The organism is Sphingopyxis sp. J-6 (assembly GCF_046603995.1).
In the GTDB taxonomy this organism is placed as follows: domain Bacteria; phylum Pseudomonadota; class Alphaproteobacteria; order Sphingomonadales; family Sphingomonadaceae; genus Sphingopyxis.
Genome location: NZ_CP145810.1, coordinates 1,255,689 through 1,279,280, shown reverse-complemented (window position 1 = coordinate 1,279,280; position 23,592 = coordinate 1,255,689). Strand labels below are relative to the sequence as shown.

The following is a 23,592-nucleotide window of genomic DNA, read 5'->3' as shown; positions in this document are numbered from 1 at the left end:
CGTCTTCTCCTTCGGAAGTCATGCGGCCGGGCGCTGCGGCGCCATGTCGAAGCCGCGATAATCCTGCGCGACGATCTCGCGGCAGGTCTGGAGGAAATATTGCTGGCCGAGCGTGTAGAGCAGCATCTTGCGCCGTCCCCGCCCTTCGATGTTGTGGTTGATCCCGGTGAACCAGCTATTGGTCCGCCCAGCGAGCAACTGGTCGGCCTGGTCGAGCACCTGACCCGTCCAGTCGTCCTCGGCCGCTTGGGTCGCCTCGCAGCGCGCAAGCCCCCTGCCCTCCATATGCCCGATGAGCTCGGCGATGAATTCGACATTCTGCTCGGCGCAGCGCGGGACGTTACAGAAGGTCGCGCCGCTGTGCGGGCCGACGATCATGAAGAAGTTCGGAAAGCCGTGGCTCTGCAGGCCGAGGAAGGTGACCGGGCCGTCGTCCCACTTCTCCCGAAGCGTCAAACCGCCCTTGCCGACGATGTCGATCTTGTCGAAAGCGCCGCGCACCGCGTCGAAGCCGGTGGCATAGATGATCGCGTCGAGCGGAACGAAACCGCTGTCGAAGCGCATCCCCTCGGGCGTGATCTCGACGAGCGGATCGGCGTTGACGTCGATCAGGCCGACGTTCGGCTGGTTGAACACCTCATAATAGCGCGTCTCCATCGGCACCCGCCGCGTGCCGAACAGATGGTCCTTCGGGATCAGTTTTTCGGCCGTTTCGGGATCGGTGACGCGCGAGCGGATCTTGCGGGCCAGAAAGTCGCTCGCCAGCCGCGCGGCTTTCTCGTCGACCGCCAGGTCGCTGAAATTGCTCAGCCAGAAAGCGAAACCGCGTTCGCCATATTTCCGTTCGTAAAAGGCCTCGCGCTCTTCATCGCCGACCTCGAAGGTCGTGCGCGGGTCCCAGTTGTGGACGAAGCCCGCATCGCTCTCGCGGCACGACCGGAAAATATCGGCATAGCGCGCCTTGATGTCGGCCATCTCTTCGGGCCCGATCGGCGCGTTGCACAGCGGCTTGCACCAGTTGGGCTCCTTCTGGACGACGGTAAGATGTCCCGCGACCTTCGCCATTTCCTGAATGACCTGTACCCCGGTGGCGCCGGTGCCGACGACCGCGACGCGCTTGCCCGCCAGATCGATGCCGCCGCGCGGCCAGTCGGACGTGTGAAAAGCGGCACCCGCAAAACTGTCGCGCCCCGGAAAATTCGGGATGACGGGGATCGACAGGATGCCGACCGCAGTTACCAGGTAGCGCGCGCGCGCCTCATATCCGTCCTCGCAGCGCACGAGCCAGTGCCCCTCGCTCTCCTGCCAATGCGCGGAAGCGACGCGCGTATCGAAGCGGATGTCGCGGCGCAGGTCGAGCTTGTCGGCGACGCGGCGGAGATAGGCGAAGGTTTCGGGCTGCGGCGCGAAATGCTCGCTCCAGTCCCATTCCTGCAACATCTCCTCGTCGAAGGAGAAGCAATAGGAATAGCTTTCGGAATCGAAACGGCAGCCGGGATAGCGATTCCAGTACCAGGTGCCGCCGACCTCGCTGCCCGCCTCGATCACCTGCACGCTGAGGCCGAGCTGGCGGAGCAGATGGAGTTGGTACATGCCGGACATGCCGGCGCCGATGACGATGGCGTCCACTTCGGTCATATATGGTGACTCCGGCACCCCAAAAATGCCCCGGCCGCGCCCGCGGCCGGGACAGTGGAGGTTCTAGAAACGAAAGCTGATATCGATGCCGTAGGTGCGCGGCTCGCCGGGCACCGCGAGGTTGTAGCCCCCGGCCGTGCCGAGCCCGATGCCGCCGACATAATATTCCTTGTCGAAGATGTTCTTCGCAAAGAAAGCCGCCGAGACGCCCGACCCGCCGATATTGTCGAGCCCGACGCGCGCGTTCACCAGTTCGTACGATGGCAGCTTCGTCCCCGGCGCGCCGCTCTGGCCATAGTTGGAGAAATAGAGCGACGACTGCGCATAGACGTCCAGCCGCGCCCGCAATTCGCCGGTGTCGCCCGCCAGCGGCGCGGTCACGTCGATATAACCGCTGCCCGAATATTTCGTCACATCGGCAAAGGTCGTGAAGTCGATGAACGTGCCGAACAGGGTCTGCTGCGTGTCGCCGCGATATTTCGGATCGGTGTGGTTGAACGATCCGCCGATCACGACCCCCGGCGCGACGGTGAATTCGGCATCGAGCTCGACACCCTGAAACGTCGCCCCGTCGGCGTTGACCGTCGCCCCGCCCGGCCCGACGTCGGGAAAGGTCAGATAGGCGATCCGCTGGATGCCATCGACCCAGCTCTTGTAGACCGCAAGGTTCGCGCGCGTGTGCACGCTGCCGAGGTAGCCGTTGAACTTGGCGCCGAATTCGATGTCCTCGATCGTTTCGGGATCGAAGCTATTGCCGCCGAGTTCGGCCGGGGCATTCACCGGCGGCGCATTATAGTTGAAACCGCCGCCACGCCAGCTACCGCGATAGGTGCCATAGAAGAACAGCGACGGCGTCGCCTGATACTCGAGGCCGATCGTCCAGCTCGGCTCGCTGTCCTTGCGCTTCTCGACGATCCCCGCCGGATAAAAGGGTGCGAAGCCCGAAACTTCGGTGAACTTGTTCTTTTCCTGCGTGTAACGAAAACCGCCGGTCATGCTCAGCGTGTCGGTGAACTTGAACGAGGCCTGTGCAAAGGCACCGATGCTCGAGATATCGAAATCCCCCTCGAGCCGGTTGCCGAGCGGCAAGCTGCCGCCGAACACCGGACCGAGGACCGGATTGGCGACCGGGCCGAGGTTGAAATAGCGGAAGGTCTGACCGCTCGTTCGCTTCTCGTTCGAATAATAGACGCCAAGGATATAGGTCAGGCGATTGTCGACCGCCTCGCCCGACAGTTGCAGTTCTTCCGAGATGGATTTCACCCGGTTCCGCGTCTGCACATATTCGTAAAAGGGGAACGGGCTGCCGTCCTGGTCGAACAGCGAGAAATTGCGATTGTACGAATAGCCGACGATATTCTTGATCTGCGCGCTGTCCGAAATATCGATCGACGTCGTGTTGATGATATAGCCGCTCTTCGCGTCCAGCCCCGTCTCGCCATCCAGATACGTAGCGCGCGTACCCAGCGAGCGCTGGAGATCGATATAATCGAGGTAGCCGCCGGCCGACGTGCCCGGATAGGCGGCCATCAGCGCGGCATAGGCTCCCGGCCCGGCGAGCGTATCGAGGATCGGGCTATAGAAGGTCGGCACCGTCGCCGCGAGCGCCTGCCCGTTCGGGCCGACCGAACCCGGCGCATTGGCCGAATAGGCAAGGATCGGATCGCCATTGCCCTTAGAACGGCCATATTCGGCGACGAATTTCGACTCAATCGAGTCGCCGATCTCGAAGCTGAGCGACGCACGGATCGACCAACGATCGACATTCGCCAGCCGCTCGCCGTTGACGAGATTGCGCACGAAGCCCTTGCGCTGATCGACCTGCCCCGCAACGCGAAGGCCCGCGCTGTCGCCGAGCGGCACGTTGATCATCCCTTCGCCCTGCCAGGCGCCAAGGTTGCCGACCCGACCGCGCGCAAAGCCCTTGAACGCGTCGAACTCGGGCGCCGCGGTCGAAAACAGCACCGCGCCGCCCGTCGTGTTGCGGCCGAACAGCGTCCCCTGCGGTCCCTTCAGCACCTGCACCGACCCAAGGTCATAGAGCGACCCGGCACTCAGCGCATTGGTCTGGAACTCGTTGACATAGGTCAGCACGCCCGGCTGCGAGACGCTAAAGGCGTCGATCGACTGGCCGCGGATCGCATAGTTGAACTGGCTGCTGCCCTGCGTCGAGCGGACGATCAGCCCCGGCGTCGCGGTCTGCAGGTCGGCTTCGGAATTGATGCTGCGCGACTGCAACGCGTCGCTGGTCAGCACCGAGACCGCGACCGGCGTCCGGCTCAGGCTTTCCTCGCGGCGGCGGGCGGTGACGACGATATCGCCCTCGGCGGCGTTGATCGACGAGCCTCCGGCCTCCGTCTGTGCCGCAGCGTCCGCATCGGCCTCTTGCGCGTTCGCGGCGGCAGGAACGGCCAGCGCCAATGGCAGCACGCTGGCAGCGAGTAAATATTGGACGCGACGCGATATAATCCGATTCATAACCGGTCCCTCTCCCATCGATCGCCGCGCTCCGGCGGCTTCGTTGGCCGCTCCCATTGCGGCCGCTGCTCGTTTTGAGCTTTTGTCGGAAGTCATGGTTGTCGATGTTTGCGAACCTGTCAATGCATTTTTAGGACGCATATTTCGATATTGCAGTGCAATATGCGATGATTGCACGAAAATGCTTGAGTTGAGACAGGGTTGGCAGCATGGCTTTGGCGGGCGCTGCACATCGCGGCATGACGCCGGAAAGAGAGTCATGGGTTCGAAGAGACGGCTGGATTCGATCGATCGCCAGATCATTGCGATGCTCGCGCGGGCGCCGCAGACGTCGAATCGCGACATCGCCGCCGAACTGGGCGTCGCCGAAAGCACCATCTCGGTGCGCGTCGACGCGCTGGTCCGCGACAAGGTGATCAAACTCTCGGTCCAGCAGAATATCGTCAAGGCCGGCTATGGCGTGCTCGGCTGGATCGACGTGAGCTGCGCCTTTGCGGATGCCGAACGGATCGCCGCGGAAATCGGCAAGATCGAGACGGTCTTTTCCGTCTCGTTGTTCTTCGAAAACCCGTTCCTGCAGGTCATGGTCTTCGCGCAAGGCACCGCAGACATCCGCGATCTCGTCGAGAACCGGATCGGCGCCATCGCCGGGGTCGACGCGGTCGCCGCCGATGTGTCGATCGGCGAGGCGTGCATCAAACAGGGGATCGCATCGCTATGACCAGCTACGTCCCCGATGCCATCGACCGGCAGATCATCGACCTGCTCCACGACGACGGACGCGCGAGCAATCGCGCGATCGGACGGCAACTCGACCTGTCCGAAGCCGCGATCCGCAAGCGGCTGAAGCGGCTGACCGATCATGGCCTGATCACCTATGGCCTGCTGATCGACGTGTCGGCGACCAACATGCAGGTGTTCGGCTGGATGTATGTCGAGGTCCATCCCGCCCACCTCGGCACTGCCTACAAGGCCATCGCCGGCATGGATCGCTGTTCGGGCTGCGCGATGAAGACGGGCGCCTATAATCTCATCGCGCATATGTACGCGAAGGACCAGCGCGCGATGACCGCGACCATCGAGGACATCTACCGGATCGCGGGCGTCGCGCGCGTCACCTTCCGGCAGGTCAACAAATATCCGGCCCACCGGCACGAGTTCATCGTCGATACCAGCGAGCATGAATTCCGCAGCTGGCACGGCAATGTGGTCCACGCCGATCAAGGATAGACCGGCGCCGATTGCATAGCCTGTCGTCATGCATGCATCTGATCTTTGCGGTCGCCATCGCGCGGCTTCCTTCCTAATCGCTGTGACGACCGATTTCCCGGAGAGACGCCCATGACCTTCCGCAAGCCTCGCCTTCTCGTCCTCGCGCTGTGCCTTGGCCTCGCGGCTCCCGGCCTTGCTTCCGCGCAGCAATCGGCACCGGATCCGGGGGGCGAGACGCTCTATCATGTCGCGATCGGCACACCAGGCGAGGTTCCGCTCGTCGCCGTCAACGGCGGCCCCGGCTTCGATCACAGCTATCTCGTCAATGCGCCAGCGTGGAAGGAAATGTCGGCCCGCCGCCAGATCATCTTCTACGACCAGCGCGGCACCGGCAAATCGCCCCCGGCGCGAGGCCCGGAGGATATGACCGTCGATCGCATGGTCCGCGATCTCGAAGCGCTGCGGCAACAGTTGAAGGTCGAGCGGATCGACCTGCTCGGTCATTCCTTCGGCGGCATCATCTCGATGGCCTATGCCGCCCGCTACCCCCGCCATGTCGCGCATCTCGTCCTCGTCGGATCGGGCGCGGCCAAGCCCGCCGAACATGAGTTTCTCTTCGACAAGCTGTATCCGGAGATTGTCGCCGCCATCCCGCCCGATTCCAGTCCGGCCGGGCAGATGGGATGCATCGCGATCGACGCCTATGACCGGATGTCCTATTACGACCAGCGCAATCGTGCCCTCGAAAGCGGCGATGCCGGCACCTTCTCGCAGGAGGTCTGCACCGAGGTCATGCTCGATGCGATGAAGCTCGACCTTTATCCCGCCCTCGCCAGGCTCGATGTGCCGACGCTGGTCATCAACGGCCGCTTCGACGCGAATGTCTCGCCGACCGTCGCGTACAAGATCAGCAAGACCATCCCGGGCGCGCGGCTGGTCTATTTCGAGCGGAGCGGGCATTCGCCGCAGGTCGAGGAGCCCGAGAAATTCGCGCTCGAAGTCGAACGCTTCCTCGACGGCGGCGTCAAAAAATAGGCGGTTCGGCCGGCGGCCGGACGTCGACGAGCACATCGATCACCGCCTCGACGAGCGCCTCGCGGGCGTCGGCGCGGTGAACGACATGGAAGCCGTGGCCCGACGTCAGCGAGCGGTTCGCAAGCCGCACGAGCTGGCCCGTTTCCAGATAGGGATCGACGATGCCGCGCCACCCCAGCGCGACGCCGCGCCCGGCCAGCGCCTCCTGCAGCATCGGCGTATAGGCGCTGAACATCGGGCCATGCTGCGACGGCGCGATGCCGAGGTCGCCGAACCAGTCCAGCCAGTCGACCCGGCCCTGCGCATCGGGCGCCAGATGCAGCAAAGGCGCTTGCTGCCAAGCCGCGCGATCGTCCTCGGCCAGTCCGGGTAATTCGGCGAGCATCGAAGGCGCGCAGACGGGAAACACTTCCTCCGCAAGCAGCTTGCGCGACCGCAGGCCCGGCCAGTCGGACGGTTCGCCGTAGCGGATCGATAAATCGACATCGTCGGCGTCGAAGTTCAGATAGCTGTCCGACGTGATCAGCCGAAGCTGCGCCTTGGGTAGCACCGCGCGCAACCTGCCGAAGCGCGGCATCAGCCAGTCGTGCGCCATCGCATAGGTACAGGCGATGGTGAAACTTTCCGCCTCGCCGCGCCGCCGCCGGATCGCCTCCACGCTGTCGCGAATGCGCCCGAGGCCCGACTGGATCGCCTCCGCCAGCCGCTCCCCCGGGTTCGTGAGGGCAAGCCGGTTGCCGCTGCGCATGAACAGCGTGACGCCAAGGTCCGCTTCCAGATTGGCGACGTGGCGGCTGACCGCCGACTGGGCGATATTGAGCTCGGCCGCCGCGCGGGTAAAGCTGTGGTGCCGTGCCGCCGCCTCGAATACCGCGAGCGCGTTGAGCGGTGGCAGGGACTGGCGCAGGCTCCTCATCGCCGCCTTCATATCGAAAAGGCATCGAGTGTCCACATTTCTCTTGTTACGGGACGATCGCACCCCGCCTAGGTTGAGCGCATTGATGCCGACCGGCCGGGGGAAACGAATTGACGATGATCGTGTTCGAAAATGCGCGCGTGCTGAACGAGGCCGCGGACGGCTATCGCGAGGACTGTCATGTCGTGGTGGAAGACGGCCGGATCGTGGCGGTCGACACCGGCCCCGCGCGCCTCGCCAATGCCGAGGTCATCGACGTGCGCGGCGGCGCACTGCTCCCCGGCCTGATCGATGTCCATATCCACGCGCGGCTTTCCAGCGCCAATGTGGTCCAGCTTCTCGATCATCCCGCGACCTATTCTTCGGCCCATGCCGCGCGGATGCTGCGCCACGCGCTCGATTGCGGCTTTACCAGCCTGCGCGACGTCGGCGGCGGCGACCAAGGGCTTGCGCAGGCGATCGACGACGGCCTCATCCCCGGGCCGCGTTTCTTCTACGCCGGCCGCACCCTGTCGATGACCGGCGGTCATGGCGACCTGCGGCCCGGCCACGAGGATGTCGAACCGTGCGGATGCAGCCGGATGAACATGATCGCGCATGTCGTCGACGGCGCCGACGAAGTGCGCCGCGCCGCGCGCGAGGAATTGCGCATGGGCGCGCATTGCATCAAGATCATGCTGTCGGGCGGTGTGCTTTCGCCCACCGATCCCATCTGGATGCAGCAGTTCACCGATGACGAGGTACAGGCAGCGGTCGAGGAGGCGGCACGGTGGCGCCGCTATGTCGCGGCGCATGCCCACACCGCCGAGGCGGTGATGCGCGCGGCGCAACTGGGTGTGCGGACGGTCGAGCATGCGACGCTGATTTCACCGGAAGCCGCGGCAGCGCTGCGCGATGCCGGCGGATTCGCGGTGCCCACCCTGTCGGTCGTGATGGCGCTGACCGAGCGGGGCGACGCGCTCGGCCTGCCGCCGGCGGCGGCGGCGAAGGCGAAGGAAATTGCCCACCTCGCGATGGAGGGTTTCGAAAATGCGTGGCGCGCCGACCTGCCGCTCGGTTTCGGTACCGACCTGCCCGGCGATGTGTTCGACATGCAGGCGCGCGAATTTCTTTATCGCCGCGAGGTTCAGCCCGCCGCGGCGATCTTGCGATCGGCTACCGTCACCGGCGCCGAGATATTGGGACGCCCCGACCTCGGCCGCATCGTTCCGGGTGCGACGGCGGACCTGCTCGTCGTCGACGGCGACCCGCTGGACGATATTGCGCTGCTTGCCGAGGACGGCCGGCGCCTGCGCGTGATCATGAAGGCGGGGAACCTCCACAAGCGCGAACCGCTCCCCGCATGACGGCCGACCCGTCGTCCGCCCCCTCGTCGATGCCAGCGCCGACCCCGCGCGCCTCGACATGGGCGGCGATCTATCTCGGCGTCGCGGCGGCAACGCTGCCGGCGGTCCTCCCGGTAATGGTCGGCGTTTTCGCCGATCGCTTCGGCTATGGCGTGGCGGGCGCCGGCACCGTCGCCGCGCTCAACATGGCGGGCATCCTTGTCGGCAGCCTGCTATGCCCGCTCATCACCGCACGCTTTGGCTGGGCGGCGGTTGTTCGCGCCAGCCTTGCGGTGATGATCGCCGGCAACCTGCTCACCATGCTCGACGACCATTATGGCTATGTCGCCGCGACGCGCCTTCTCTCCGGGCTCGGCGAGGGCGTCGTCGGCGGGATCTGCTATGCGGCGATGGGCCGGTCGGCACGCCCCGAACGCAGCATCAGCATCTATTTCGCGGGCCAGTCGGTCGTCGGCATGATCGGCATGGGCAGTTTCGGCTGGATCGCCGCCAGCCTCGGATGGCCGTGGCTTTTTCTGATACTCTCGGCGATCGCGGTCCCCGGCTTCTGGCTGGCCGCGGTCATCGGCCGGGCGCAGCCGGCCGCCGCGGGGCCGCGCGCGGCCCGATCGCCGGGCAACCCGCTCGTCATCGGCGCGCTGGCGTGCATCCTGCTCTATTTCATCGGCATGGCCTCGCTATGGCCGTTTCTCGAACGCATCGGCATCAGCAAGGGACTCTCGCCCGGCATCGTTGCCTTTGCGCTCTCCGCTTCGGCTTTCGGCGGGCTGGCGGGTTCGCTCGTTGCGGGCGTGGTCGCCGATCGCCTGTCGCGGACGACTGGCCTGCTGTCCGGGCTCGGGCTGCTCGCCGGCGCGGTGGGGGGGCTCCTGTTCCTGCCCGGCACGGCGGCCTTCGTCCTTTCGGTCAGCCTGTTCGCCTTTGCCTGGCCTTTCCAATATGCCTTTCAGTTCGGCCTGCTGGCGTCGGTCGACCGCGACGGACGGCTGATCGCGCTGACCCCCGCGATGACCGGCGGCGGCCTCGCGGTCGGGCCGGCGATCGGCGGGCTGTTGCTCGAGAATCTGTCGCTGGGCGCGGTCACCGCCTTTTGCCTCCTGTGCGTGGTCGCGGCGGTCGGCGGGACGATCAGGCTGCGTGCGCGCCCGGCATGAGCTGCATCACATTTTGATATCCTAACCCCGAAATACTCTGCTGGCGAATGAGATCGCGCATGCGATTATTGCATGGAACCCGATCTTTCCGGCCGTCTTTGTCAGGAGCCTTCATGTCGATCGTAAACGCCACGCTATACCCCCTTTCCGATCCCGATCGCCGCGCCGCGATCGTCGACCGGGCGGCCGGCCAGCTGGGGGAGGATGGCGCCGCCGCCTTTCCCGATTTCATTGCGCCCGCCGCACTGGCCGAAATGGTGGCCGAGGCGGCAGCGAAATTCCCCCTCGCCTATCGCCGCGACCAGCGGCTCGGCTTCAACCCGCAGGGACCGATCGCCGACATGGCCGACGAGGAATTGCGCAGCCGCACCTCGCCCTATTCGATGTGGATATTGGGATCGGACCTGCTCGATCCGGCGGGCGCGCTGCGCCGTTTCTATGAATCGGAGGAGCTGATGTCGCTCGTCCGCGATGCGCTCGATATCGACAGTCTCCATACGATCGCCGATCCGCTGATCAACATCAACCTCACCTATATGGGCGTCGGCGACCAGCAGGGCTGGCATTTCGACGACAATGACTTCGTCGTCTCGCTGCTGTTGCAGGAAGCCGAGACGGGCGGCGCATTCGAATATGCCCCCGGCGTCGACGATGCACCGCCGGAGGACATTCACGCCATTCTCGACGGCGCATCGCCGCGGACCCGCCTCCAGAAGGTCGGGGCAGGCACGCTGCTGCTGTTCCGCGGCCGCCGGGCGTTGCACCGGGTGACCGAGGTTGCGGGGGGCACGCAGCGGATCATCGCCTTGCTCAGCTACCATCGCGAACCCGGGTTCATCTATGCCGATAGCGTCAAGCAAAACGGGCTCGGCCGCACCGAAGTATTGGCCGCGCAATAGGCGCGGCATCGCGCCCGATGGCGCATCGACCATAAAACAAGAAAATACCGAAAGGGGACAATATGCTTAAGCGGACCTTGCTGATTTCCTTGCTGTCGGGCTGCGCGTTCGCGCCGGCGGCCCATGCACAGAGCGAAGCCGGCGTCGAAGACGGATCGGGCGGCGATATCGTCGTCACCGCCCAGCGGCGCGAAAGCCGCCTGCAGGACGTGCCGCAGGCGGTGACCGCGTTTGGCAGCGAAACGCTGGAGCGGCTGGCGATCCGCGATACCGAAAGCCTTGTCCGCAACACCCCCAGCCTGACCTTCACCCCGGTGGGTCCGGGCGAATCCAACGTCGGGCTTCGCGGGCTGACGACCGACCTCGGGCTCGCGCCGGCGGTCGCGGTCTATATCAACGACACGCCGTTCGATTTCAGGACCGATGCCTATAGCGGCACGCCCAACATCGACCTGTTCGACATGCAGCGCGTCGAAGTGCTGCGCGGGCCGCAGGGCACGCTGTTCGGGTCGAGTTCGACCGGCGGCACCATCCGCTACATCACCAACCAGCCCGATTCCTCGGGATTCGACGCACATGGCGAAGCCTTCGTCAACAGCGTCCGGGGCGGCGGCGAGGGCTATGGCGCCAAGGCCGCGGTCAATGTGCCGCTGTCCGCCAACGCCGCCCTGCGGCTGACCGGCACCTATGAGAAGATCGCGGGCTATATCGACCGCTACGATGCCACGCTCGCCGGGCTGACATCGCCGCAATCGGATGACGAAGTCGTCGAAAAAAACGCCAATGACGCGACGATCTTCAGCCTGCGCGGCGCCCTCCGGCTCGAAGCGGGGGACGATTTGACGATCACGCCGAGCCTGTTCTTCCAGCGCATCGATGCCGACAACCCGATCGCGACGCAAAGCAACCTGCCGGGGTTCGGCCGCGCGAGCGCGATCGGTCCCGAACCGTCGCGCACCGACCTGCTCGTCGCGAACCTGACGATCGAAAAGAGCTTCGGCAATGTCGAGCTGGTTTCGTCGAGTTCCTATCTCCACAAGGAATCCAACGCGACGCTCGATTACACCGCGCTCGGCTATAATATTCTCGGCGAGTTCGCCCCCTTCGCCAGCCTGACCCCGGCCAAGGCCGACACCTATGTCCAGGAACTCCGGCTGACGTCGTCGAACGACGGCCCGTTCAACTGGATCGCCGGGGTCTATTTCAGCCATACCGACCAGGAACTGGGCCAGATTTTCGTCGGTCAGGCCTTCACCGACCTGATCGATGCGACCTTTGGCCCTGCGACGGGTCCGGCGGGCCCGGTTTCCTACGACTATATCCAGCGAACATCGGACCAGCAGCTCGCCGGCTTTGCCGAAGTCAATTTCGATGTCAGCGAAACGGTCGAACTGATCGCCGGACTCCGCGTCTACCGGCTGAAGAATACCCTCGAGGCAAGCTGCACCGAAGTCGTGCCCGGCATCCTTTGCGGTCCCGATACGCCGCGGATCACCGCGACGAAGACGAGCGCCAGCCCGCGCTTCACGGTCAATTTCCGTCCCAATGACCACACCACCCTCTATGCGACGGTCTCGCGCGGCTTCCGGGCGGGCGGCGCCAATGCAACGGTGCCCCCTGCGCTCGGCTGCTCGCTCGCCGAATCGGTCGGCGCGATTTTCAGCCCCGATTCGGTGTGGAACTATGAGGCCGGGGCAAAGCTCGAAACGCCCGACCGGGTGCTGACCGTCAACGGCGCCGCCTATCGCATCGAACAAAAGGGCGTTCAGCTCGCGATCCCCGACCCGTGCGGCTCGACCTTCTTCGCCAACGCCGGCGACGCGCGCATCGACGGCGCGGAACTGGAAGTCAGCCTGCGTCCGTCGCGCCACGTGACGGTCAGCGGGCAGCTCAGCTACGCCGACGCCCGCTTTACCGCCGTCCCGGATACATTCGGCTCGGCGGCAGGCTACACCGAAGGCGATCGCACCCCCGAAACCCCCCGCTGGAAATTCGCGCTATCGTCGGAACTGCGCTATCCGGTGAGCGATGCATGGGAAGTTTATGCGCGCGGAAGCTGGCAACATGTCGGCCGAACGCCTTTCGCCATCGACGGCGTCGTCAGTTCGGGGCGGTTCCGGCCGGCCTACGACATCGCGAACTTCGACATCGGGGCCGAGAACGGCGGCGTCGAGGTCAGCCTGTTCATTCGCAATGCGTTCGACAAGCGGGGTATCCTCGCGATCGGATCGGGCGCGGTGAGCACGATCGTGGGGGCGTATGAGAATGTCACTTACGCCGCGCCGCGCACCGTCGGCCTCAGCGTCCGGATCAAGGGCTGACCGGCCAATTTTGCGAGGAGGCGAGGCGTGACCAGCAGCAATTATTTCCCCCGCGAGGAATATGAGGGGCGCTGGAAGCGGGTGTGGGACGCGATGCGCGCCAAGGGTTATGACCATCTTCTGGTCTGGTCGCGGGGGGCCGGATCCTACGACCGGCTCGGCAATGGTCTCTGGCTCACGAACTTCGCCAATAACGGCACCGGCCAGGATTGGGCGGACGACGTCCAGATGGGTGCCTGGACCTTTTCCGCGGTGCTGTTCAGGGACGGCCGCGCACCCGAACTGCATAGCGCGCAACCTCCGCAGGAAACCGAATATGCCAAGGTCGTCTGCGGCGAGCTGATCGTGCACGAACCGAGTCTGATCACGGGGCTGCCCGAATATTTCCGCAAACATGGCATCGAGGGGCGCGTCGCGGTGGTCGGCGACGACGTGCTCCCCGGGCTTTACGACCGGCGCCTGCGCAGCCTGACCCCGCAGATCGAATGGGTGACGGACGAATGGTTCCTGCTCGAGCCGCAGCGCGTGAAGTCGAAACGCGAACAGGAGGCGTTCCGGACCGCCGGCGACATCACCACCCACGCACTAGCCGCGGGGATGGATGCGCTGATCGCCGGCGAAAGCTCGGCAGAAGCAGCGGCGCGGACGGCGATGGAAATCATGCGGCGCGGCGGGTGCTTTTCACGCATCGACATGCATCACGGCGCGCACGCGGAGCGCTTCCTGCTCGGCGATATGCTGTACGGCTATGACACCAGCGCGCCGCAAAAGGGCGACATGGTACGCGGCTGGATTCAGGGCCCGATTTTTCAGGGCTATTGGCTCGATCCCGGCCGGACCGCCGTTTGCGGAGGACGCCCGACGAAGGAACAGCGGCATATCCTGGAAGGTGCCACCGAGGTGTGCCGGACGATCATCAAGGCGATCCGTCCTGGCGTCACCGCCAGGCAGCTCGGCGTGATCGGCGAAAAGGCGGCGTCGCGCTATGCAGGCGACGGAATCGACCTGAATTTGGGGATTTTCGGGCATCAGATGGGCACCTTTTATGGACCGCACATCATCCCGGCGGGCGACCCCGGCGTGCTGGAGGACATCGGAGGGAAACAGGGCGCATCGGCGAATGAAATCATGGTCAGGGAATATGAGAAGATCGACGAGCCCTATGAGCCGGGAATGCTGATTGCGGTCGAGGCCTTCATGAAGCATGCGGGCGTGGGCATGAGCGGTCTTGAAGACCATGTGCTGGTCACCAAAGATGGCTGCGAGCAGATAACGAACACGCCATTCTATCTTTGAAGATGGCGTGATCGGATTTCAAAGGATCGGGACATGCAGGCGAACCGGCGACAATTCATCGCACGATCCGCGATCAGCGGGCTCGGCCTTGTCGCCGCGCCTCTGATGCAAGCGGAATTTGCCCGTGCGGCCACGCCGGCCCGGCAAGACGCCGCACCACCGATTGTCGCTTCGACGGCGCGCTATTACCGGCTGTCGCCCGCGGACGGGGTGCGCCGGGAAGAATTTGGGTGGATCCAGATCGATCTCGGTGTCACCCGGCCGATCGATGCGGTCCGGCTGCACCCCGCAGAGATCGGGATGTTGCCGCAGCAGCGGTCCCAGATCCATTTTCGCATCGAAGGGTCGGATGACCCGGCCTTTGAAGAAACCCGGCCGCTCGTCGACTGGCACGCCGAGGACCATGGCGACCCGGCGAACTTCCTTGCCCGCTTTCCGCTGACGGCGGTGAACGCCCGCTATATCCGGGTGAGCGCGACGGCGGAAATCCCCTTTGGCGGCTCGGGATTGGCGTCTGGACTGGCGACGATAGAAATCCTGTCGGGCGCCGACGTCCTGCCCATCGCCGTGCGGCGACGCGAAGCCAACTGCCGCCGCGGCCTGAAAACGGGCAGTTTGCTGTAGACTATAAGGCCGGCAAGACCGGTACGAGCTGCGATCTGCCAGTATTGGCGATGTCGGTCGCCACAGAACAGCCGCTTTCCGGCAAATCCCGCGCGACGCCCGGAACCCGTGAGAGAGCCTGACAGGAACCTTTAATCGGGGAAACAGGATATCTGCGAACGTCGTGCAACGGCTTGGCAGAGGCAGCGGGACTCGACCTGCCCTAATCACTTACCGCGGCGAAAAGCTCAATCTTTAGCCCGAGGCCAGACCTGGAATCCCGTGACCGGAGAGCGCAAATCACACATCTTTTGACAGGCGAAGATTTCAAGCGCCTGCTTGGCTGATCGCATCGAGCCTGCAGAGAATTTCTTGATCCAGCGAGAGCGTCTCGGCCGCAAGGTTCTGGCGCAGATGCGCGACTGACGAGGTGCCCGGGATCAACAATATGTTGGGCGAGCGGTGGAGCAGCCAGGCGAGCGCCAGCTGCATGGGCGTCGCACCGACTTCCGAAGCGAGCGACGACAAGCCGCTCGACTGGATCGGGCTGAATCCGCCGAGCGGAAAGAATGGCACATAGGCTATACCCGCGGCGGCCAGCTCGTCGACCAGCGCATCGTCGCCGCGCTGGACGAGATTATACTGGTTCTGGACGCATACGACGGGCGCGATCGTCCGCGCCTCCGCGACCTGTGTCGAGGTAACATTGCTGAGCCCCAGGTGCCGGATCAGTCCGCGCTGCTGCAACCCCGCCAGCACCGAGAAAGCCTTTCCGATCGAGCCTTCGCCCGGCTTGCTATGATCGGCGGTGCCGGGGATCATCACGCGTAGGTTGACGATATCGAGCGCCTCCAGCCCCAGGTTGCGGAGATTGTCCTCGACCGCGCGTTCCAACTGCTCTGGCGCGAACGCCGGGATCCACGACGCATCGTCGCCGCGCACGGCGCCCACCTTCGTGACGATCAGCAAGTCGTCGGGATAGGGACGCAGCGCCTCGCGAATGATCTGATTGGTGACATGCGGGCCATAGAAATCGCTCGTGTCGATGTGGTTGACGCCGCTCGCGACGGCTTCGCGCAGCACCGCAAGTGCGGCCTCCCTGTCCTTCGGCGGGCCGAACACGCCCGGTCCGGCAAGCTGCATCGCGCCATAGCCCATGCGGTTCACGGTGCGGCCGGCGAGCGGAAAGGTCATGATAGTCATCGCTGATCTCCTTCGGATGATCGCCATATGCACCCGCGACGATTGCACGATAAGCCGTGCAATATCGAATGACCTGTACGATATTTCGTACAATGATTGGACAACTCGACGATCTTGCGACCTTCGTTGCTGTGGTCGACGCGGGCGGCTTTCGCGACGCCGCGCGCGTCTCGGGTTCGTCAGCGTCGGGACTGAGCGAAGCGATACGCCGCCTCGACACCCGGCTCGGCGTCCGCCTGCTCCACCGCACCACGCGCAGCGTCACCCCGACCGACGCCGGGCGCCAGCTTTACGAGCGCCTTCGGCCGGCCCTCGGAGAGGTGGGACAAGCGCTCGACGCGGTGAACAATTTTCGCGACCGTCCCGCGGGCACGCTGCGCCTCAACGTTCCCGCCAATGTCGCGCGCACCGTCCTCGCCCCGATCATCGTGCCCTTCCTGAAGGAATATCCCGAGATCCGTCTCGAAATCACCGCCGAGGACAGTTTCATCGACATGGTCGGCGGCGGCTACGACGCGGGAATTCGCTACGACGAACGGCTCGAGCAGGACATGATCGCGCTGCCGATCGGCCCACGGACGCAGCGCATCCTGATCGTCGGCGCCCCCGCCTATTTCGCCGAGTACGGCCGGCCGAAGCACCCGAGCGACCTGCTCCAGCACCGCTGCCTGCGTGGCCGCTTCGCCGGCGGACGCATCGCGGTGTGGGAGTTCGAGAAGGATGGCGAGATTATCCGCGTCGACCCCGACGGCCCGCTGATCAGCCAGCCGGGCAGCGCGTCCGACCTGCTGATCCAGGCCGCAGTCGGCGGGCTTGGCCTCATGGGAATTTTCGAGGACTGGATGCGCGCCGAACTGAACAGCGGCGCACTGGAACCGGTGCTGGAGGATTGGTGCCCGCCCTTCGCGGGACCCTTCCTCTATTATGCCGGCCGCCGTTACCTACCTGCCCCGCTGCGCGCCTTCGTCGATTTCTTGAAACAGCAGCCTTAGTCCGGCTCTGCTTTGCGGTCGGAAATGGCCGGTAAGGAGCAGGCTGCTGTTAGCATAGGGAAACAAAAAAATCGGACGTCGAAAAAGTTGGTCTTTGCCGATCGCTCAGCGCAGCCGCTTACCTCGCTCGCTTCCCGATATTTTGTGCGCGCCACTGGCGAGGCGACAGGCCGAAGGTCTGGGCGTGCCAGCGCGTGAATGCGCCGATCGAGGCATAGCCCAGCATCTCCGCTACGTCGGTCACCCGCGTTCGGGGGTTGGCGAGATATTGCGCCGACAGCTGCATCCGCGCGCGGCCCAGAAGATCACTGAATCGGGCACCGTCGGCATCGAGCATCCGCTGCAGCGTGCGAACCGTCAGCCCCATCGACGCCGCGCAATGCTGGATGGTCGCCCGCCCGGACGGCAGGAAGAGCATGATGGCCTGCTCGACGTCCTGCGCTGTCGTGCGCAATGCAGGCTCCATCGCGCTCTCGATGAGGTCGCGCGCATGAAGCGCCATCGCGGAGTCCGCGCGCAGATTGGGACGCGTCAAATCGTCCTCACGCATCACCAGCCCGTTGAACTCGCAATCGAACTGCGGCCGGCATTTGAAGAGGCGGCCGAAGATCGCCATGTCGGCCGCCGGCGGAGCCTCGTGCGAGAAGCAGATCGAGAGGGGCGCCCAACTATCGCCAACCACGCTGGCGCACAGCCGGGCGGTCACGCCCAGAGCGAGATCGATCGACTGACGCGCGGTGATTGGCGCGGCGAGCGCGAAATCCTCGCGCAACACGACCTCGCCATCTATGTCTTCGAGATGCAGCACGAGCGTCGAATTGATCCGGTTGCGATATTCGCGCAGCGCCTGCAGCACGTCGCCCAAGGTCGGCTGGTGCGCGATAACTAGGCTCGTCACTCCCAGATTGGCCGTCGACCTTTCCTCGGCCATCCGCAGGCCGAAGGTGATACACCCAGTCTCCTCGGCACTGCGCTCAAGCAGGCGGATGACAGCATAAGCGGAAATGAGCTGATGCGGACTTTCCAGCAGCTCACGCGACAGGCCGGTTTCGCGCAGCAGCGGCCGGGGATCGACGCCGAGCACCCGCATTACCGGGAAATATCCGGTCAGCGACGCCGCGCGGACGAGTTCCGCCATCTCCTGTCTCCCGAACCACGCGCTTTTGACGTCGATTGCAAAAATAATGTCGTGAAATGTGAAAAAGGCAAGAGCCTCGTCGCCTAGATCGGACAAAAGAGGAGAGGATCATGGCGAAGGCTGTTCGCTTTCACGAAACCGGTGGGCCCGACGTGCTTCGGGTCGAAGAGGTTGCTGTCGGCGATCCGGGTGCGGGCGAGGTCCGCGTCCGGCACGAAGCGGTCGGCTGCAACTTCGCTGACACCTATTTTCGTTCGGGCTATTATCCGGCCCAACTGCCTGCGGGCATCGGTGTCGAAGGCGCCGGGGTGATCGAGGCCGTTGGCGAGGGCGTCACGGCTTTCGCACCCGGAGACCGCGTCGCCTATAATGGCAGCCCGCTTGGTGCCTATAGCGAGGCGCGCGTCATGCCGGCCGCGCCGTTGTTCAAGCTGCCCGACGCGATCTCGTTCGAAGATGCCGCGGCGTCGACCATGCGCGGCCTCTCGGCAACCTATTGGCTCGCAAAGACCAATCCGGCGATGAAGGCGGGCGACACGATCCTGCTCCATGCGGCGGCCGGCGGCGTAGGCCTTCTCGCAGTACAAATCGCTAAATTGATGGGCTTACGCGTCATCGGCACCGTCTCGACCGAAGAGAAAGCCGAACGGGCACGCACCGTCGGCTGCGACGAAATCATCTTCTATCGCCGCGAGGATGTCGCGGCGCGCGTCAAGGAACTCACCGACGGCGCAGGTGTGACGACGGTGTTCGACAGCGTCGGCAAGGACACGTTCGAGGGCTCGCTCAAATCGCTGAAGCGCCGCGGCGTGCTCGTCGCTTGCGGTACCGCGTCGGGTCCCTTCCCGCCCGTCGATGCCTTTCAGTTGCTGATGCAGGGTTCGGTCTATTTCACCCGCCCGGGCTTCGCGGACTATTATGCCGATCCCGTCGAACGTGCCGAGTTGTCGAAATATTGGTTCGACCATCTCGCCGCCGGGCGGATCAAGGTCGAGATCGGCCAGCGCTACACGCTCGATGAGTGCGTCGCGGCACATCAGGCGCTCGAATCGGGCCGGACGATCGGCTCGTCGATCTTCCTGCTCTGAGGCGGTCATGAAGATCGAGAAGCTCACCACCCATATCGGCGCCGAGGTCAGAGGGCTCGACCTAGCCGACGCAGCGCGAAGCGACGATCTGTTCGCCGAAATCCGCGCCGCGCTGCTCGACCACAAGGTCCTGTTCCTGCGCGATCAGGACATCGCCCGCGCCGACCATGTCGCCTTCGCCAGCCGCTTCGGCGCGCTCGAGGATCATCCGGTGATCGGTAGCGACCCCGAGCATCCGGGCCTCGTCCAGATCTACAAGGACGAGACCTCACCGCCCGACTATTATGAGAATAGCTGGCACTGCGATGCGACCTGGCGCGACGCGCCGCCGATGGGCGCGGTGCTGCGCTGCGTCGCCTGTCCGCCGGTCGGCGGAGATACGATGTGGGCCAATATGGCGAAAGCCTATGCCGACCTGCCCGAGCATGTGAAGGCGATCATCGCGCCTTTGAAGGCCCGCCATTCGATCGAGGCAAGCTTCGGCGCACGCATGACCGAGGATCAGCGCCATGCGCTGAAGGCACGCTTCCCCGATGCCGAACATCCGGTCGTGCGCACCCACCCCGAAACGGGCGAGAAGATATTGTTCGTCAACGGCTTCACGACGCATTTCACCAATTACCACACCGCCGAAAACGTCCGCTATGGGCAGGATTATGCGCCGGGCGCGAGCCAGCTGCTCGCCTATCTGATCGGCCGCGCGGCGATTCCCGAATATCAGGTGCGCTGGCGCTGGCAGCCGAACAGCATCGCGATCTGGGATAACCGGTCGACCCAGCATTATGCCGTCATGGATTATCCGCCGACGATCCGCCGCATGGAGCGCGCGGGGATAGTCGGCGACCGCCCCTTTTAACAATCGAACAAGGAGAGAGACGATGCAATTTCTCGACGACAGCCTGCTTCCCGAAACGCAGGACAAGCTGGTGATCACCGTGGCACCCTATGGCCCCGAATGGCATCCCGACGATTTCCCCGAAGATATCCCGCTCACCATGGAGGAGCATATCCAGAAGGCGGTCGATTGCTACAACGCCGGCGCGACCGTGCTGCACATGCATGTTCGCGAAGAGGATGGCACGGGTTCGAAACGCCTGTCGAAATTCAACGAGCTTATCGCCGGGGTCCGCGCGCGCGTTCCCGACATGATCATCCAGGTCGGTGGCTCGATCTCGTTCGCGCCCGAAAGCGAAGAAGACGGCGCCGAGGCGAAATGGCTGTCGGACGAAGTCCGCCATATGCTCGCCGAACTGAAGCCCGCGCCTGATCAGGTCACCATCGCGGTCAACACGACCCAGATGAACATCATGGATCTGATGACCGACGAGGAATATCGCCAGACGTCGCTCGCCAATCCCGCACTGTATCAGGCCTATCGCGAGATGGTCGTGCCGGCGGGGCCGCAGTGGGTCGAAGACCATCTGCGTCACCTGACCGCAGCGGGCATCCAGCCGCATTTCCAGCTCACTTGCATGCCCGACCTCGAAACCGTCGAGCGGCTCGTGCGCCGCGGGTTCTACAAGGGGCCGCTCAACCTGACGTGGGTCGGCATCGGCGGCGGTTTCGACGGCCCGAACCCGAACAACTTCATGGAGTTCATCCGCCGCGCCCCCGACGGCTCGACCGTGACGCTCGAAACGCTGATGCGCCATGTGCTGCCGGTCAATGTCATGGCGATGTGTCTCGGCCAGCATGTCCGCTGCGGCATCGAGGACACGCTCTATGACCAGCACGGCAACAAGATGACCTCGGTGCAGGGGATCGAGCAGATCGTCCGCATCGCGAAGGAACTCGGCCGCGAGGTCGCGACCGCGAAGGAAGCGCGCGAAATCTACAAGATTGGCGTGCAATTTAATTCGGTCGAGGAAACGCTCGCCCGGAACGGCATGGCGCCCAACCGCCAGCCCGGCCAGCGCGCGCTGCCGCTGCGCTACGCGGCCTGAGGCGGGAGAGCGGCGATGGCTTTCGGCGGCGACACGACGATCCTTTTCGTTCCCGGCCTGCGGGATCATGTCGAGGATCATTGGCAGACCCACGCTGCCCGGGATATTCCGGGCGCGGTCACGGTCGCGCCGCTCGCCGGCGACAGACTGAGCCGCGCCGGACAAGTCGCGGCGCTCGACGCCGCTCTCCGCGCCATCCCCGGCAACGTGGTGATCGTCGCGCATAGCGCCGGATGCCTGACGACCGTGCATTGGGCGCTCGCGCCGACGCGAGCAATTCGCGCGGCGCTGCTCGTCACCCCCGCGGATATCGAGAATCCGCTGCCCGCGGGCTATCCCGAACCCGAGGCGCTGAAGGCGGGCGGCTGGTTCCCGATTCCACGCAAGGCGCTGCCCTTCCCCGCCATCGTCGTCGCGAGCCGCAATGATCCGCTCGCGGCGTTCGACCGCGTGGCTGGCTTTGCCGACGCCTGGGGCGCGGCGCTGTACGACGCGGAGGATGTGGGGCACCTCAACCCGGCGGCGGGCTACGGTCCGTGGTCCGAACTATCCAGGCTACTCGACCGCCTCGACGATCATGCGCGGAGCACCATCCAATGAGCGCGACCCCGGTCAGCGATGCCATGCGTGCAGGCGGTCAATGGAACGCCGCATGGGACGAGATGGCGTCGCTCGATCCCGAATGGCTCGAAACCTTCCTCGCTGCGGGAACGCTGCCGTTGCGGCGCGGCATCCTCGACCCCAAAATCTACGAATTTCTGGCGATCGCGGTCGATGCCTCGTGCACCCATATGTATGCGCCCGGCACGCGCCGCCATATCGCCGCCGCGCTCGACAAGGGCGCGACCCCCGAGGAGGTGATGGCGGTGCTTGAGGCCGTCGCCGTCCTCGGATTGCATTCGGTGGCGCTCGGCGCGCCGATGCTGGTCGAGGAAATGAAAGCGCGCGGACTGACGATGACCGACAGCGGGGCGGACTGACATGCGACCGCCCGCCCATCCTCGAACGAAGCACAGGAGGCGGTCATGGCGGTAATGGCACCCGCGACGAATCCGGCCGTCGCGCCGGCCGGCCCACGCGATACGACGTTCTATGGCTGGATCGTCTTCGCGCTGAGCTTCGGATTGCTCATCTCCGACTATATGGCGCGGCAGGTACTCAATGCCGTCTTTCCCCTGCTCAAGGCCGAATGGGCGCTGAGCGACGCCGAGCTCGGGCTGCTGTCGGGGGTCGTCGCGCTGATGGTCGGGCTCCTGACCTTCCCGCTCTCGCTGGCCGCCGACCGCTGGGGGCGCGTGCGCAGCCTCGCGCTGATGGCGGCACTGTGGAGCTTTGCGACGCTCTTTTGCGCGGTCGCAACCAGCTATTCGCAGATGCTCGTCGGCCGGGTGATGGTCGGTGTCGGAGAGGCGGCCTATGGCAGCGTGGGCATCGCGGTTGTGATCAGCGTCTTCCCCCAGCGGCTGCGCGCGACGCTGTCGGCCGCCTTCATGGCGGGCGGGTTGTTTGGCCAGGTGCTCGGCGTCGCGATCGGCGGCGAGATCGCCGCGAGCCACGGCTGGCGGGCGGCCTTCGCCGTGATCGGGGTTGGCGGTCTCGCGCTCGCAATCCTCTATCCGCTGGTAGTTCGCGAAAAGCGGATCGCGGAAATCGCCGGATCGACCGCGCCGAAAGCCCATGGACCCGGCGCCGCGCCGCGCACTTCGCTGCGCGCGCTCTTCGCCAATCGCAGCGTACGGCTCGCCTATTGCGCAAGCGGCGTTCAGCTTTTCGCCGCCGGCGCGCTTCCCGCATGGCTCCCGAGCTATTTCAACCGCTATTATGCAATGCCCGTCGATGCCGCCGGACGCATGGCAGCGCTGTTCCTGCTCATCTGCGGTTGCGGCATGATATTTTGCGGCATGGTGAGCGATCGTGCCGCGCAGGGCCATCCCGACCGCAAGATCCTCCTCGCATCGGGTTATGGCTTCGGTAGCGCGGTCGCGCTCTGTCTCGCGTTGATGCTGCCGCCCGGACTGCCGCAACTGGTTTTGCTCGGCATCGCCATGTTCCTCGTCGCCGGGACGACCGGACCCGCCGGAGCAATGGTCGCGAACCTGACCCCCGCCGCGCTCCACGGCTCAGCGTTCGCCACGCTGACGCTTGCGCACAACCTTCTAGGGCTCGCACCGGGCCCGATCGCGACCGGACGGATCGCCGATGCGATCGGCCTGCTCGATGCGCTCCGCTTCCTGCCGGTCGCGGCCGTCATCGCCGCGCTGATCTTCCTCGCCGCGCGGCGCAGCTATCTCGCCGACCTGCAAGTGGTCGCCTCACAACCTTAGGAACCC

General features: G+C 64.9%; 21 protein-coding genes. 16 read left to right on the top strand and 5 right to left on the bottom strand.

Annotated features, from left to right (window positions below; genetic code table 11):
- Positions 1-18: 18 nt before the first annotated feature.
- Together V6U71_RS06155 and V6U71_RS06150 are read right to left on the bottom strand one after the other, a co-directional pair.
- Complete coding sequence (locus V6U71_RS06155) at positions 19-1,638, bottom strand: flavin-containing monooxygenase (protein WP_411341417.1); 1,620 nt, start codon at positions 1,636-1,638, stop codon at positions 19-21.
- A gap of 63 nt (positions 1,639-1,701) precedes the next feature.
- Entirely contained in the window at positions 1,702-4,068 is a 2,367-nt protein-coding gene (locus V6U71_RS06150) for a TonB-dependent receptor (RefSeq protein ID WP_411341416.1), read from the bottom strand.
- A 307-nt stretch (positions 4,069-4,375) separates the two neighbouring features.
- Here V6U71_RS06150 and V6U71_RS06145 point away from each other — a divergent pair, with 307 nt between their 5' ends.
- From V6U71_RS06145 to V6U71_RS06135, 3 genes are all read left to right on the top strand, one after another.
- Positions 4,376-4,837, top strand: a complete 462-nt coding sequence (locus V6U71_RS06145; protein WP_411341415.1) for an Lrp/AsnC family transcriptional regulator — start codon at positions 4,376-4,378, stop codon at positions 4,835-4,837.
- Entirely contained in the window at positions 4,834-5,346 is a 513-nt protein-coding gene (locus tag V6U71_RS06140; RefSeq protein WP_411341414.1) for an Lrp/AsnC family transcriptional regulator, read from the top strand. The genes V6U71_RS06145 and V6U71_RS06140 overlap by 4 nt, the downstream gene beginning before the upstream one ends.
- 111 nt (positions 5,347-5,457) lie before the next feature.
- Entirely contained in the window at positions 5,458-6,363 is a 906-nt protein-coding gene (locus V6U71_RS06135) for an alpha/beta fold hydrolase (protein ID WP_411341413.1), read from the top strand.
- On the opposite strand, the gene V6U71_RS06130 is transcribed toward V6U71_RS06135, so the two are convergent.
- Positions 6,353-7,279 carry a LysR substrate-binding domain-containing protein gene (locus V6U71_RS06130; protein WP_411341412.1) on the bottom strand — a complete coding sequence of 309 codons (927 nt, stop codon included), beginning with the start codon at positions 7,277-7,279 and terminating at the stop codon, positions 6,353-6,355. The genes V6U71_RS06135 and V6U71_RS06130 overlap by 11 nt on opposite strands.
- A 116-nt stretch (positions 7,280-7,395) precedes the next feature.
- On the opposite strand from V6U71_RS06130, the gene V6U71_RS06125 reads away from it, so the two are divergent.
- From V6U71_RS06125 to V6U71_RS06100, 6 genes are all read left to right on the top strand, one after another.
- Positions 7,396-8,625, top strand: coding sequence for a metal-dependent hydrolase family protein (locus V6U71_RS06125; protein WP_411341411.1), 1,230 nt, complete (start codon positions 7,396-7,398; stop codon positions 8,623-8,625).
- A 29-nt stretch (positions 8,626-8,654) separates the two neighbouring features.
- On the top strand, positions 8,655-9,779 hold the full coding sequence (locus V6U71_RS06120; protein WP_411341410.1) for an MFS transporter: 1,125 nt from the start codon (positions 8,655-8,657) through the stop codon (positions 9,777-9,779).
- Between the two features lie 113 nt (positions 9,780-9,892).
- The gene (locus V6U71_RS06115) at positions 9,893-10,678 is read left to right on the top strand and encodes a 2OG-Fe(II) oxygenase (protein WP_054728709.1); all 786 of its coding nucleotides are present in this window, start codon (positions 9,893-9,895) and stop codon (positions 10,676-10,678) included.
- A gap of 62 nt (positions 10,679-10,740) precedes the next feature.
- Positions 10,741-12,999 (top strand): TonB-dependent receptor, encoded by a 2,259-nt coding sequence (locus V6U71_RS06110; RefSeq protein ID WP_411341409.1) that lies wholly within the window; start codon positions 10,741-10,743, stop codon positions 12,997-12,999.
- A gap of 27 nt (positions 13,000-13,026) precedes the next feature.
- Entirely contained in the window at positions 13,027-14,295 is a 1,269-nt protein-coding gene (locus V6U71_RS06105; RefSeq protein WP_411341408.1) for a M24 family metallopeptidase, read from the top strand.
- Between the two features lie 33 nt (positions 14,296-14,328).
- The gene (locus tag V6U71_RS06100; RefSeq protein ID WP_411341407.1) at positions 14,329-14,919 is read left to right on the top strand and encodes a discoidin domain-containing protein; all 591 of its coding nucleotides are present in this window, start codon (positions 14,329-14,331) and stop codon (positions 14,917-14,919) included.
- 306 nt (positions 14,920-15,225) lie between these two features.
- Here V6U71_RS06100 and V6U71_RS06095 read toward each other — a convergent pair whose 3' ends face one another.
- Positions 15,226-16,101 carry an aldo/keto reductase family oxidoreductase gene (locus V6U71_RS06095; protein ID WP_411341406.1) on the bottom strand — a complete coding sequence of 292 codons (876 nt, stop codon included), beginning with the start codon at positions 16,099-16,101 and terminating at the stop codon, positions 15,226-15,228.
- Positions 16,102-16,193: 92 nt separating this feature from the next.
- Here V6U71_RS06095 and V6U71_RS06090 point away from each other — a divergent pair, with 92 nt between their 5' ends.
- The gene (locus tag V6U71_RS06090) at positions 16,194-17,093 is read left to right on the top strand and encodes a LysR family transcriptional regulator (RefSeq protein ID WP_411341405.1); all 900 of its coding nucleotides are present in this window, start codon (positions 16,194-16,196) and stop codon (positions 17,091-17,093) included.
- A gap of 118 nt (positions 17,094-17,211) precedes the next feature.
- Here V6U71_RS06090 and V6U71_RS06085 read toward each other — a convergent pair whose 3' ends face one another.
- Positions 17,212-18,231, bottom strand: a complete 1,020-nt coding sequence (locus tag V6U71_RS06085; protein ID WP_411341404.1) for an AraC family transcriptional regulator — start codon at positions 18,229-18,231, stop codon at positions 17,212-17,214.
- A gap of 110 nt (positions 18,232-18,341) precedes the next feature.
- Between V6U71_RS06085 and V6U71_RS06080 the strand changes: the two genes are divergently transcribed.
- From V6U71_RS06080 to V6U71_RS06055, 6 genes are read left to right on the top strand one after another with little or no spacing between them, the layout of a single operon-like run.
- The gene (locus V6U71_RS06080) at positions 18,342-19,319 is read left to right on the top strand and encodes a quinone oxidoreductase family protein (protein ID WP_411341403.1); all 978 of its coding nucleotides are present in this window, start codon (positions 18,342-18,344) and stop codon (positions 19,317-19,319) included.
- 7 nt (positions 19,320-19,326) lie between these two features.
- Positions 19,327-20,175 carry a TauD/TfdA dioxygenase family protein gene (locus V6U71_RS06075; RefSeq protein ID WP_411341402.1) on the top strand — a complete coding sequence of 283 codons (849 nt, stop codon included), beginning with the start codon at positions 19,327-19,329 and terminating at the stop codon, positions 20,173-20,175.
- A gap of 22 nt (positions 20,176-20,197) precedes the next feature.
- A complete protein-coding gene (locus V6U71_RS06070) occupies positions 20,198-21,262 on the top strand; it encodes a 3-keto-5-aminohexanoate cleavage protein (protein WP_411341401.1) in 1,065 nt (354 codons plus the stop codon).
- A 15-nt stretch (positions 21,263-21,277) separates the two neighbouring features.
- Positions 21,278-21,862 (top strand): RBBP9/YdeN family alpha/beta hydrolase, encoded by a 585-nt coding sequence (locus V6U71_RS06065; protein ID WP_411341400.1) that lies wholly within the window; start codon positions 21,278-21,280, stop codon positions 21,860-21,862.
- On the top strand, positions 21,859-22,242 hold the full coding sequence (locus V6U71_RS06060) for a carboxymuconolactone decarboxylase family protein (protein ID WP_411341399.1): 384 nt from the start codon (positions 21,859-21,861) through the stop codon (positions 22,240-22,242). The genes V6U71_RS06065 and V6U71_RS06060 overlap by 4 nt, the downstream gene beginning before the upstream one ends.
- A gap of 45 nt (positions 22,243-22,287) precedes the next feature.
- Positions 22,288-23,586: an MFS transporter gene (locus V6U71_RS06055; RefSeq protein WP_411341398.1), complete on the top strand. Its 1,299-nt coding sequence runs from the start codon at positions 22,288-22,290 to the stop codon at positions 23,584-23,586.
- Positions 23,587-23,592: the final 6 nt, after the last annotated feature.

Bases quoted from the DNA above. Each gene is read 5' to 3' on its own strand.
- V6U71_RS06155 (WP_411341417.1), bottom strand. From the start codon at position 1,638: ATGACCGAAGTGGACGCCATCGTCATCGGCGCCGGCATGTCCGGCATG.
- V6U71_RS06145 (WP_411341415.1), top strand. From the start codon at position 4,376: ATGGGTTCGAAGAGACGGCTGGATTCGATCGATCGCCAGATCATTGCG.
- V6U71_RS06140 (WP_411341414.1), top strand. From the start codon at position 4,834: ATGACCAGCTACGTCCCCGATGCCATCGACCGGCAGATCATCGACCTG.
- V6U71_RS06135 (WP_411341413.1), top strand. From the start codon at position 5,458: ATGACCTTCCGCAAGCCTCGCCTTCTCGTCCTCGCGCTGTGCCTTGGC.
- V6U71_RS06130 (WP_411341412.1), bottom strand. From the start codon at position 7,279: ATGAGGAGCCTGCGCCAGTCCCTGCCACCGCTCAACGCGCTCGCGGTA.
- V6U71_RS06125 (WP_411341411.1), top strand. From the start codon at position 7,396: ATGATCGTGTTCGAAAATGCGCGCGTGCTGAACGAGGCCGCGGACGGC.
- V6U71_RS06120 (WP_411341410.1), top strand. From the start codon at position 8,655: ATGCCAGCGCCGACCCCGCGCGCCTCGACATGGGCGGCGATCTATCTC.
- V6U71_RS06115 (WP_054728709.1), top strand. From the start codon at position 9,893: ATGTCGATCGTAAACGCCACGCTATACCCCCTTTCCGATCCCGATCGC.
- V6U71_RS06110 (WP_411341409.1), top strand. From the start codon at position 10,741: ATGCTTAAGCGGACCTTGCTGATTTCCTTGCTGTCGGGCTGCGCGTTC.
- V6U71_RS06100 (WP_411341407.1), top strand. From the start codon at position 14,329: ATGCAGGCGAACCGGCGACAATTCATCGCACGATCCGCGATCAGCGGG.
- V6U71_RS06095 (WP_411341406.1), bottom strand. From the start codon at position 16,101: ATGACTATCATGACCTTTCCGCTCGCCGGCCGCACCGTGAACCGCATG.
- V6U71_RS06090 (WP_411341405.1), top strand. From the start codon at position 16,194: ATGATTGGACAACTCGACGATCTTGCGACCTTCGTTGCTGTGGTCGAC.
- V6U71_RS06085 (WP_411341404.1), bottom strand. From the start codon at position 18,231: ATGGCGGAACTCGTCCGCGCGGCGTCGCTGACCGGATATTTCCCGGTA.
- V6U71_RS06080 (WP_411341403.1), top strand. From the start codon at position 18,342: ATGGCGAAGGCTGTTCGCTTTCACGAAACCGGTGGGCCCGACGTGCTT.
- V6U71_RS06075 (WP_411341402.1), top strand. From the start codon at position 19,327: ATGAAGATCGAGAAGCTCACCACCCATATCGGCGCCGAGGTCAGAGGG.
- V6U71_RS06070 (WP_411341401.1), top strand. From the start codon at position 20,198: ATGCAATTTCTCGACGACAGCCTGCTTCCCGAAACGCAGGACAAGCTG.
- V6U71_RS06065 (WP_411341400.1), top strand. From the start codon at position 21,278: ATGGCTTTCGGCGGCGACACGACGATCCTTTTCGTTCCCGGCCTGCGG.
- V6U71_RS06060 (WP_411341399.1), top strand. From the start codon at position 21,859: ATGAGCGCGACCCCGGTCAGCGATGCCATGCGTGCAGGCGGTCAATGG.
- V6U71_RS06055 (WP_411341398.1), top strand. From the start codon at position 22,288: ATGGCGGTAATGGCACCCGCGACGAATCCGGCCGTCGCGCCGGCCGGC.